12 protein-coding genes are annotated in these 10,595 nt (G+C 71.5%); 5 read left to right on the plus strand and 7 right to left on the minus strand.

Annotated elements, in window-relative coordinates; translation table 11 throughout:
* Window positions 1-36 precede the first annotated feature (36 nt).
* Window positions 37-384 carry a DUF485 domain-containing protein gene (locus OO60_RS25580; protein WP_004559960.1) on the plus strand — a complete coding sequence of 116 codons (348 nt, stop codon included), beginning with the start codon at window positions 37-39 and terminating at the stop codon, window positions 382-384.
* The gene (locus OO60_RS25585; protein ID WP_004559961.1) at window positions 381-1,988 is read left to right on the plus strand and encodes a solute symporter family protein; all 1,608 of its coding nucleotides are present in this window, start codon (window positions 381-383) and stop codon (window positions 1,986-1,988) included. The genes OO60_RS25580 and OO60_RS25585 overlap by 4 nt, the downstream gene beginning before the upstream one ends.
* A 67-nt stretch (window positions 1,989-2,055) precedes the next feature.
* On the opposite strand, the gene OO60_RS25590 is transcribed toward OO60_RS25585, so the two are convergent.
* Window positions 2,056-2,793 carry an isocitrate lyase/PEP mutase family protein gene (locus OO60_RS25590; protein WP_004559962.1) on the minus strand — a complete coding sequence of 246 codons (738 nt, stop codon included), beginning with the start codon at window positions 2,791-2,793 and terminating at the stop codon, window positions 2,056-2,058.
* Entirely contained in the window at window positions 2,790-3,251 is a 462-nt protein-coding gene (locus OO60_RS25595) for a carboxymuconolactone decarboxylase family protein (RefSeq protein ID WP_033262213.1), read from the minus strand. The genes OO60_RS25590 and OO60_RS25595 overlap by 4 nt, the downstream gene beginning before the upstream one ends.
* 46 nt (window positions 3,252-3,297) lie before the next feature.
* Here OO60_RS25595 and pdxR point away from each other — a divergent pair, with 46 nt between their 5' ends.
* Window positions 3,298-4,680, plus strand: a complete 1,383-nt coding sequence (pdxR, locus tag OO60_RS25600; protein WP_033262193.1) for a MocR-like pyridoxine biosynthesis transcription factor PdxR — start codon at window positions 3,298-3,300, stop codon at window positions 4,678-4,680.
* Between the two features lie 191 nt (window positions 4,681-4,871).
* On the opposite strand, the gene OO60_RS25605 is transcribed toward pdxR, so the two are convergent.
* The 3 genes from OO60_RS25605 to OO60_RS25615 form a co-directional block, all read right to left on the minus strand.
* The gene (locus OO60_RS25605; protein ID WP_003088109.1) at window positions 4,872-5,594 is read right to left on the minus strand and encodes a peptidylprolyl isomerase; all 723 of its coding nucleotides are present in this window, start codon (window positions 5,592-5,594) and stop codon (window positions 4,872-4,874) included.
* A gap of 259 nt (window positions 5,595-5,853) precedes the next feature.
* A complete protein-coding gene (gene meaB / locus OO60_RS25610) occupies window positions 5,854-6,819 on the minus strand; it encodes a methylmalonyl Co-A mutase-associated GTPase MeaB (RefSeq protein ID WP_003088110.1) in 966 nt (321 codons plus the stop codon).
* Window positions 6,820-8,007, minus strand: coding sequence for an acetyl-CoA C-acetyltransferase (locus OO60_RS25615; protein WP_003088113.1), 1,188 nt, complete (start codon window positions 8,005-8,007; stop codon window positions 6,820-6,822). It lies immediately after the preceding gene.
* Between the two features lie 137 nt (window positions 8,008-8,144).
* Between OO60_RS25615 and mce the strand changes: the two genes are divergently transcribed.
* Window positions 8,145-8,600, plus strand: coding sequence for a methylmalonyl-CoA epimerase (gene mce, locus OO60_RS25620; protein ID WP_003088116.1), 456 nt, complete (start codon window positions 8,145-8,147; stop codon window positions 8,598-8,600).
* 356 nt (window positions 8,601-8,956) lie between these two features.
* On the opposite strand, the gene OO60_RS25625 is transcribed toward mce, so the two are convergent.
* Together OO60_RS25625 and OO60_RS25630 are read right to left on the minus strand one after the other, a co-directional pair.
* Complete coding sequence (locus OO60_RS25625) at window positions 8,957-9,529, minus strand: TetR/AcrR family transcriptional regulator (protein WP_003088119.1); 573 nt, start codon at window positions 9,527-9,529, stop codon at window positions 8,957-8,959.
* Window positions 9,530-9,546: 17 nt separating this feature from the next.
* Entirely contained in the window at window positions 9,547-9,915 is a 369-nt protein-coding gene (locus OO60_RS25630) for an SPW repeat protein (RefSeq protein WP_155848917.1), read from the minus strand.
* Between the two features lie 194 nt (window positions 9,916-10,109).
* Between OO60_RS25630 and OO60_RS25635 the strand changes: the two genes are divergently transcribed.
* Window positions 10,110-10,595, plus strand: a 486-nt coding sequence (locus tag OO60_RS25635) for an alcohol dehydrogenase catalytic domain-containing protein (RefSeq protein ID WP_033262194.1), incomplete at its 3' end; no start/stop codon positions are given.

Consider the following 10,595-nt stretch of genomic DNA (forward strand, 5'->3'; position numbering starts at 1 on the left):
CGCACGTCACTTTCCGCAGCGTCGCAGGGAGCAGCGATGAGCACGACGGACACCGGCGGTCCCCCGGAAACGTCTGAGACCGTCTGGGAACACGCGCACGAGAGCACCGAGTTCCGCGAGCTGCGCAGCCGCCTGCGCCGGTTCGTCTTCCCCATGACGGCGCTGTTCCTCGTCTGGTACCTGCTGTACGTGCTGCTGGCGGACTACGCGCACGGCTTCATGAGCACGAAGGTGTTCGGCAACATCAACATCGGCCTGATCTTCGGCCTGCTGCAGTTCGTCTCGACGTTCGTGATCACCGGCCTCTACGTCCGGTACGCGAACCGGAAGCTCGACCCGGTCGCCGAGAAGATCCGCGAGGACATCGAGAAGGAGCAGGCATGAAGACGCTCGCCGCGGGGGTGGAAGGCAGCAACCCGCTCCTCAACATCCTGATCTTCGCCGCGTTCGTGGTGATCACCCTGGTGATCGTGTTCCGGGCCAGCCGCAACACGAAGACGGCGTCGGACTACTACGCCGCCGGCCGCGCGTTCACCGGCCCGCAGAACGGTATCGCGATCTCGGGTGACTACCTGTCGGCGGCGTCGTTCCTCGGCATCGCCGGCGCCATCGCGATCAACGGCTACGACGGCTTCCTCTACTCCATCGGCTTCCTCGTGGCGTGGCTCGTGGCGTTGCTGCTGGTCGCGGAGCTGCTGCGCAACACCGGCAAGTTCACCATGGGCGACGTGCTGGCCTTCCGGATGAAGCAGCGCCCGGTGCGGGCCGCGGCCGCGACGTCGACGCTGGCCGTGTCGTTCTTCTACCTGCTGGCCCAGATGGCGGGTGCCGGCGGCCTGGTCGCGCTGCTGCTCGGCGTCGAAGGCTCGGGCGCGCAGGCGCTGGTCATCGCCGTGGTCGGCGTGATCATGATCGCCTACGTGCTGATCGGCGGCATGAAGGGCACCACCTGGGTGCAGATCATCAAGGCCGCGCTGCTCATCGTCGGCGCGCTCGTGATCACCCTGTGGGTGCTCGGCAAGTACAACTTCAACTTCTCCAGCCTGCTGCAGGCCGCCGTCGACAAGGCGGGCAAGGCCGGGGAGACGCTGCTCGGCCCGGGCAAGCAGTACGGCGCCACCGGAACGTCCAAACTGGACTTCTTCTCCCTCGGCATCGCGCTGGTGCTGGGCACCGCGGGCCTGCCGCACGTCCTGATGCGGTTCTACACGGTCCCGACGGCCCGCGACGCGCGGCGCTCGGTGGTCTGGGCGATCGTCCTGATCGGCGTGTTCTACCTGTTCACGCTGGTGCTGGGCTACGGCGCCGGTGCGCTGGTCGGGCCGGACACGATCAAGAAGGCCCCGGGCGGCGTCAACTCCGCGGCCCCGCTGCTCGCCTTGGAGCTGGGCGGGCCGGTGCTGCTGGGCCTGATCTCCGCGGTCGCCTTCGCGACGATCCTCGCGGTGGTCGCCGGCCTGACGATCACGGCGTCCGCGTCCTTCGCCCACGACGTCTACGCGAACGTCGTCAAGCGGGGCAAGACGTCGCCGGACTCGGAGGTCAAGGTCGCCCGGATCACCGCGGTGGTCATCGGCGCCCTCGCCATCGGCGGCGGCATCCTGGCCAACGGGCAGAACGTCGCCTTCCTGGTGGCGCTGGCCTTCGCGGTCGCGGCGTCGGCGAACCTGCCGACGATCCTCTACTCGCTGTTCTGGAAGCGGTTCAACACCCAGGGCGCGCTGTGGTCGATCTACGGCGGCCTGGCCATCACGATCGTGCTGATCGTGTTCTCGCCCGCGGTGTCCGGCAAGAGCACGTCGATGATCAAGACGGCCGACTTCGCCTGGTTCCCGCTGAGCAACCCGGGCATCGTCTCGATCCCGGCCGCGTTCATCCTCGGCTGGCTCGGCACGATCCTGTCGAAGGAGCACGACGAGAAGAAGTACGCCGAGATGGAGGTCCGCTCCCTGACCGGCGCGGGCGCCGAGAAGGCCGTCGTCCACTAGGTACACCGACACCGAAGGCCGTCGCGAGGGTGTTCCCGATCCCTTCGCGACGGCCTTCGGCCATGTCTCAGTACGGCAGCTTGCCCTCGGCGACGCCCTTGAGGGTGGTTTCCAGCTGCTTCCGCACGTACTGCCACAGCCCGCCGCCCAGCGAAATCCTCGCCACCCCCAGGTGGGCGAGGCCTTCGAGGCCCGGGCTGCCCGGCCACGCCGGCGCGTTGACCGCACCGCCGACCCCCTGCACGAACTCCGCGATCAGCTCCGGCGTGCGCAGGTGGATCGGGTAGACGCAGTCGGCGCCCGCTTCGAGGTACGCCTTCGCCCGCGCGACGCCGTCGGCGAGCGCTTCTTTCGCGTCCACCCCGCGGAAGGAGTCGACCCGGGCGTTGATGACCAGGCCGTCCCCCGCCGCCTCGCGCAGCGCGGCGATCCGCTCCGCCTGCTCGGCGACCGGCCGGACACCGCCGGACGTGTGGTCGGTGTCCTCGAAGTTGCAGCCGACGGCGCCGGCGTCGAGCAGCCGGCCCGCCAGCTCGGCGCTGGACAGGCCGTAGCCGGACTCGGCGTCGACGCTCACCGGCACGCCGACCGCCTTCGCGATCCGGGCGGCGGCGGCGAACATCTCGTCCGCGGGCGCCTTCTCACCGTCGGGGAACCCGAGTGCGGCCGCGACGGCGACCGAGCTGGTCGCCACGGCGGGGAATCCGGCGGCCTCGACGAGCTTCGCGGTGTCGGCGTCCCAGGCGTTCGGGAGGACCAGCGGCTTACCGGGGACGTGCAGCGCCCTGAGCGCGGCCGCGGTCACGAGTCGCGCTTCGGGAGCGGGGTGTGGCTGGTGATGGTCATCCGGTTCCAGCTGTTGATCGCGATGACCTCCCAGGCCACCGCGCGGTACTGGTCCTCGGTGAACACCTTCGCCGCCTGCTCGTAGACGTCGTCGGGCACGGACTGGGTGGCGGAGAGCTTGGTCATCGCCTCGGTGAGGGCGAGGGCGGCCTGCTCCTGCTCGGTGAACAGGTCGGTCTCGCGCCAGCCGTCGAGCACGAACAGCCGGCGCGGCGACTCGCCCAGCTCGAGGGCGTCGCGGGTGTGCATGTCGAGGCAGAACGCGCAGCCGTTGATCTGCGACGCGCGGGTCTTCACCAGTTCCAGCAGTTTCGGGTCGAGCCCCGCGTTGGCGCCGGCCTTGTTCACCTCGGCCTGCAGGTTCGCCATCGCCTGGTAGAGCTCGGGAGCGCCCCCGAGCCCGATTCGCTTGGTCATGCCGTCCACGCTAGCGACAACTGGTCCACGGGTATGGTCCAGTCACATGACGGATTCGTGGTCCAGTTCCGGGCTCGACGTCCACCTCGGCTGGCAGCCCTCGTCCGGCCGGACCGGGCTTGCGGCGGCCATCCGCGCCGCCATCCGGGACGGCCGGTGGCAGGCGGGCGCGGCGGTGCCCTCGACCCGCGCGCTGGCCCACGACCTCGGCGTCGCCCGCGGCACGGTCACCCGCGTGTACGCCGACCTGGCCGCGGAAGGGTACCTGCACACGGCCCAGGGCGCGCCGACCCGCGTGGCGACGGCGGGGTCGCTCCCCCAGTCGGCGCCCCGGCAAGCACCGCGCGACCCGGCGCCGCGCTGGGACCTGCGCCCGGGCCGCCCGGACCTGACGGCGTTCCCCCGGCAGGCGTGGCTCACCGCCACCCGGCGCGCCCTGCTGCGGACGCCGGCGGCGGCGTTCGGCTACGAGTCGGAGCTGGGCGCGCCCGAGCTGCGCGACACCCTCGCCGGCTACCTCGCCCGGGCCCGCGGGGTGGTCGCCGACCCGGCGCGGATCGTCGTCTGCCACGGGTTTTCGCACGCCATCGCGGTGCTGGCCCGGGCGTTTTCCGGGCTGGGCATCGCGGAGCTGGCGTTCGAGAACCCGTCCCTGCCGCTGTACCGGTCCATCGCGGCGGCGCAGGGACCGCGCGTGGTCGGCGTGGACGTCGACGAACACGGCCTCGACGTGTCGGCCTGGGACAGCCCGGCGGTGGTCGTCACCCCGGCGCACCAGTACCCCACCGGCGTCACCCTGGCCCCGCCCCGGCGCGCGGCGCTGGCCCGCCGGGCGAGCGACTCGGGGGCGTTCGTGCTGGAGGACGACTACGACGGCGAGTTCCGCTTCGACCGCCAGCAGGTCGGGGCGTTGCAGGCGCTGGCGCCGGAGCGGGTGGTGTACGCGGGCACGGCCAGCAAGACGCTCGCCCCGGCGCTGCGCCTGGCCTGGCTGGTGCTGCCGCGGTCACTGGTGGAGCTGGTCCGCGCGGCGATGCTGGACAGCGGCTCGCGCCCGGCGCTGCTGAACCAGCTGGCCCTGGCCGAGCTGATCGACTCGGGCGCGTACGACCGGCACGTCCGCCGCAGCCGCGCGGAGTACCGATCCCGCCGCGCCCGGCTGCTGGCCGCCCTGCCGGACTCGGTGCGCCCGCAAGGCATCGCGGCGGGCTTGCACCTCCTGCTGCGCCTCCCGCCGGACGGCCCGCCCGAGGCAACGGCCCTGGCGGCCTGCCGCCGCCGCGCCATCGGCATCGAGGGCCTCTCCAGCCACTGGATGACCCCCGACGGCCCAGGAGGCCTGGTGGTCGGCTACGCAGCAACCCCCAAGCACGCCTTCACCGGAGCAACCCAAACCCTGGTGGACGCCCTCCAAGAAATAACCACCTAACCCCCGACCCTCCAGGTACGCGAGTCGTCCACCCAGGTACGCGAGTCGTCCATCCAGATACGCGAGTCGTCCATCCAGGTACGTGTGATGCCCCTCCAATCACACGTGATGCCCCTCCAATCACACGAGATGCCCCGCCAGTCACGCGAGATGCCCGCGGGCCACCCCACCGGAGCGGCCCGCGGTCACCGTCAGAACCAGCAGTCCGGCCGGACGCGCAGCAGTTCCGTCCGCAGCACCGGCGTCCCGTCGACCGGCGCCGGGTCGTCCGCGGTCGGCTGGATTCCGCCCGCCGCCACCTTGTCGAGGGTCTTCAGCCCTTCCTCGCCGACCGTGCCGAACACCGTGTAGTTCGGCCGCAGCGCGGAATCGCCGTACACGACGAAGAACTGCGAGCCGTTCGTGTCCGGGCCCGCGTTCGCCATCGCGAGCAGGCCACGCGCGTAGACCCGCCGGGCGCCGGTCGGGTCGGTCGGCGCCGGCGGCAGGTCGACCGGCAGCTCGTCCTTGTACCTGTACCCCGGCCCGCCTTCGCCGGTCGCCGTCGGGTCGCCGCACTGCAGCACCTTCAGCGTCGGGTACGCCGTGAGCCGGTGGCACACCGTGTGGTCGTAGAACCGGTGCCGGGCCAGGTGCAGGAAGCTCTGCACGGTGCACGGCGCCTTCGCGCGGTCGAGCCGCAGGGGCAGCGCGCCCTGGCTGGTCGGGATCGCGACGTCGACCTTGCCGTGGCTCGGCGTGTGCCGCGGGTCGGGCGGCAGCGGCACCGGCCGCGCGGGCGGCTCGTCCGGGGTTTCGGTGTACTGGCAGGGTCCGTGGGTCGTCTTCGGCGGCGCGTCGGCCGCCGCGGCGACGCCGTTCCCGGCCACGAACAACGCGCCTGCCGCCAGCGCGGTGACGAGTGCCTTCTTCATCTGCACGCCCTCCCAGTGATCGCCCGGTTCCGGAGCGCCCCGCAGTCTAGGGCCCGGCACCGACAGCCAGAACCGGCGAAAGTCGCCCTCGTCAGCCCATCGGGTGAAGCTCGGCGGCCGCCCCCGGAAATTGTCGGACCCCCGGCGCACGATGGTCAGCACGCGGCAAACCCGCCGCACCGGGAGGGGAGACACCATGACGTTCCGGCGAAGACCCGTTGCGGCGGCGAGGTTTCTGCTCGCTCGGCTGGCGTCCGCGTTAGCCGCGAAGGTCCGCGATCAGCTCTTCGGCCGCGGCGAAGGGATCGAGTTCCCGCGCCACGACCCGCTCGGCGACCCCGGCGAGCCGTCCCCCGCCGCGCAGGTCGACCAGCTCGGCCCGCAACCGGCGGAGCGCGATGGCCTCGACCTCGTCGCGTGCGCGGGCCACCCGGCGCCGGGCCAGCTCGTCGTGCGCCACGAGCCAGTCGTGGTGCGCGGCCAGCGCCTGCACGACTTCGTCGACGCCCTCGCTCTTCGCCGCGACGGTCCGGACGATCGGCTGCCGCCAGCTCGGCCCCCGGATTTCCCGGCGGGCCAACGAGATCATCTGCTTGAGGTCGTGCACCGTGGCGTCGGCGCCCTCGCGGTCCGCCTTGTTGACGACGAAGACGTCGGCGATCTCCAGCACACCGGCCTTCGCGGCCTGGATGCCGTCGCCCATCCCGGGTGCGAGCAGCACCACGGTGGTGTCGGCCAGCTTCACGACGTCCACTTCGGACTGACCGACGCCGACGGTCTCGATGAGCACGACGTCGAAGCCCGCGGCGTCGAGCACGCGCACGGCCTGCGGAGTCGCCCACGAGAGCCCGCCGAGGTGGCCGCGCGTGGCCATCGAGCGGATGAACACGCCGGGATCGGTGGCGTGCTCGGTCATCCGGATGCGGTCGCCGAGCAGCGCCCCGCCGGAAAACGGCGAAGACGGGTCGATGGCCAGGACGCCGACCCGCTTGCCTTCCGCGCGCAACGCGGTGAGTAACGCCGACGTCGAAGTCGACTTGCCGACCCCGGGTGGCCCGGTGAGCCCGACGACCCGCGCCCGCCCGGTGTGCGGGGTCAGCGCCCGCGCGATCTCGGCGACGCGGGGGTGGGCGTCCTCGACGAGCGACAGCAGCCGCGCGACGGCACGGGGTTGCCCGTCCCGCGCGCGGCCGACGAGGTCGTCGAGGTCGAGTGGTCCGGTCACTTACGCCGACGGCACCCGCAGCAGCAGGGCGTCGCCCTGGCCGCCGCCACCGCAGAGGGCGGCCGCGCCGAGCCCGCCGCCGCGGCGGCGCAGCTCGTGGATCAGGTGCACGGCGAGTCGCGCGCCGGAGGCGCCGATCGGGTGGCCGAGGGCGATGGCGCCGCCGTTGACGTTGACCTTCTCCGGGTCGAGGCCGAGCTTCTCGGTCGAGACGAGCCCGACGGCGGCGAAGGCTTCGTTGATCTCGACGAGGTCGAGCGCGTCGGCGGTGAGGTTCGCCTTGGCCAGAGCGGCGAGGATGGCGTTCGAGGGCTGCTCGTGCAGGCTCGCGTCGGGCCCGGCGACGACACCGTGCGCGCCGATCTCGGCGAGCGGCGTGATGCCGAGCTCCTCGGCCTTCGCCTTGCTGGCCACGACGACGGCGGCGGCGCCGTCGGAGATCTGCGAGGCCGAGCCCGCGGTGATGGTGCCGTCGGAGGCGAAGGCCGGGCGCAGCTTGGCGAGGCCTTCGGCGGTGGTGTCGGCGCGGACGCCCTCGTCGGTGTCGAAGACGACCGGATCACCCTTGCGCTGCGGGATGGAGACCGGCGCGATCTCGTCGGCGAAGTAGCCGTTTTTGATCGCTTCGGCGGCGCGCTGGTGGGAGCGGGCGGAGAACGCGTCCTGCTGCTCGCGGGTGAGGCCGTAGCGGGAGTTGTACTTCTCCGTCGAGGCGCCCATGGCGACCTGGTCGAAGGCGCAGAAGAGGCCGTCGTAGGCCATGTGGTCGACGAGGGTGCTGTCGCCGTACTTGAAGCCGGAGCGGGACTTGGGCAGCAGGTGCGGTGCCTGGGTCATCGACTCCTGGCCACCGGCGACGACGAGGTCGAACTCGCCGGCCCGGATCAGCTGGTCGGCGAGCGCGATGGCGTCGAGACCGGAGAGACAGACCTTGTTGATGGTCAGGGCGGGCACGCTCATCGGGATGCCCGCAGCGACCGCGGCCTGGCGGGCCGGGATCTGGCCGGCGCCGGCGGTCAGCACCTGGCCCATGATCGTGTACTGCACCGCCTCCGGGGCGACCCCGGCGCGTTCGAGGGCCGCCTTGATCGCGACCCCGCCCAGCTGGGCACCCGTGAAGTCCTTGAGGGAGCCCAGCAGGCGCCCGATCGGCGTACGGGCGGCACCCAGGATCACGGAACCGGACACGGCGTCCTCCAAGCATCGGCGCATGGGCAGTTTTTCCGACCATACCCGGGAGCAGGGCTTCTTGATGGAGCCAGTGTGAGGCGGGGCACGCGACGATTCCGCCTCCCGCCGGCGCATGGGCCCCCTATCCTGCGTCCATGAATGACGCCCTGCGGCCGTTCGTGACGGCCATCGACCACGTCGGCATCGCGGTCCCGGACCTGGACGCGGCCATCGAGTTCCACCGCGAGCACTTCGGCCTGGAACTCACGCACGAGGAGGTGAGCGAGGAGCAGGGGGTACGGGAGGCGATGCTGCGCGCCCCCGGCGCGGCGGGCACGGAGACGCAGGTCCAGCTCCTGGCCCCGATCCGCGAGGACTCACCGATCGGCAAGTTCCTGAGCAAGAGCGGCCCGGGCCTGCAGCAGCTGGCATACCGCGTGTCCGATGTGGACGCGGCAGCAGCGGCCCTGCGCGAGAAGGGCCTGCGCGTGCTGTACGAGGAGGCAAAGAGGGGCACATCCAACAGCAGGGTGAACTTCGTCCACCCGAAGGACACGGGCGGAGTGCTGGTGGAGCTGGTGGAACCGGCCAAGGACACCACAGCCCACTGACCACGGCGATCGGTTCCGGCGCAAGCATTCCCGGCCCGCCAGGCCGCACGCCCGTGACAAGAAACGGGCGCGCGGCCGACCGGGCAGCGGGTGGCCGGGCGGCAGGGTGAGCAATGACCGCGTGGGCGGCTCGCAGGCAAGGGCCTGCCGGCCAGCTGGCGCGCGGCCGGCGAAGCCGGCCAGCAAGTCGGCATAGCCGCGCGATGCGCAGTCGGCACCCGCGCGACTCTCCGGCGAGGGCCCAGCAAGTCGGCCGCCACCAGCCAGGCAACGGAACCTCAGGCACCCACCGAACAGCCCACCCCGTTGCGCCGGTGCAGCCTGCAGGCGCCAGCCGAAAGGCCCCGCCCACCCACCTACGCCGGCGCGGCCTTCGACACCAAAGCGTCCGCGATGAACGTCAGCTCGCCGTCGAACTCCGCCGGGAGGTCACCCTCCGCATGGCGGGCCGTCGCGTGGCGGTGGCTGACCGCCCGGGCCAGCAACCCCGACGCCCGGTCCACATCCGCTGCTGGGAGCCCGCCGCCCGTTGCTGCCTGGATCACCGCCCGCACCTGGCGGACCAACACCTGGAACCGGTCGTGGAGGGCGTCGCGGACCACGTGGTGCGTGTCGGCCTCGCGCCACAACAAATGGGACAGCCCCAGCGACCTGCTGAACCGGTGGTCGAGTTCGCGGACCAGGCGCCGCAGGCTGCCCGCCAGGTCTCCCGGGACCACCACCACCGCCGGCTCGATGCGCTCGTCCGGGAGGCGCTCGACCAGCGCCGTGAGCAGGTCCGACTTGTGGCGGAAGTAGTAGTGCACCAGCCCCTTCGGCACCCCGGCCTGCTCGGCTATGCGAGAGGTCGGGGTGGCGTCGAAGCCGGACTCGGCGAAGAGCGCCTCGGCGGCGCAGAGGATGCGCTCCTTCGCCGAATCCTCGGTCATTCGTGCCTCCTGCTGCGTCAGTGCTGGCCGGCCGTGCGGTGCGCGGCGTTCGCGACCGGCATCGCTGCCGCGCCCGCGATGACCGTCAGCACCCCGGCGATCCAGGACGTCCAGGAAGCGCCGTTGAACTCCGTGTACCCCATCACCCACGGCGCGATGAACAGCAGCACGCCGAGCGCGATCTGGACACCCTCGCCGTAGACCATGCCCGGCATCGCCAGCGAGACCAGGCCGTCGAGAGCGATCAAGGCGCCCAGGACGACCATCGTCCACATTGCGGTCGTGTCCGTGCTCAGCCAAAGGGGTGAAAGAGCGGCGACCACCCCGATCACGACCTCGGCCCAGTCGTGGGGCCGGGACCACGCGCGTGTAGAGACTTCACTCATTTCGTGCTCACCTCCGTCGGGTGGAACAGCTGGCCGCCTTCGATCGTCCGCTTGACTGGCCGGCCGGTCAAGATCGGTCGGTTACAGTTCGGCGTGTAATCGTGCTGTCCGTCTCGTACAGTTGTGGGCGCGTGTTACCGACGAGTAATTTCTGCCGCCAACGCCGTTGACCCCCCATCTCCGCGGAGGAACCGATGACGCAGCTCGGCGAGATCCAGCAGGCCATCCTGACCGGCGAGTCCGCCGCGGTCGGCTCGTTGCCCATGCCCGAGAGCTACCGCGGGGTGACCGTGCACGCCGACGAGGCCGGCATGTTCGAGGGCCTGGAGAGCCGGGACAAGGACCCCCGCAAGTCGCTGCACGTGGATGACGTGCCGGTGCCGGAGCTGGGGCCGGGTGAGGCGCTGGTGGCGGTGATGGCGAGCGCGATCAACTACAACACCGTGTGGACCTCGATTTTCGAGCCGATCCCGACGTTCAAGTTCCTGAAGAAGTACGGGAAGCTCTCGCCGCTGGCCAAGCGGCACGACCTGCCCTACCACGTGGTCGGCTCGGACCTGGCCGGGGTGGTGCTGCGCACCGGGGTCGGGGTGCACAACTGGAAGCCCGGCGATGAGGTGGTGGCGCATTGCCTGAGCGTGGAGCTGGAGAGCCCGGACGGGCACAACGACACGATGCTC

It is taken from the genome of Amycolatopsis vancoresmycina, assembly GCF_000716785.1.
Classification (GTDB): domain Bacteria; phylum Actinomycetota; class Actinomycetes; order Mycobacteriales; family Pseudonocardiaceae; genus Amycolatopsis; species Amycolatopsis vancoresmycina.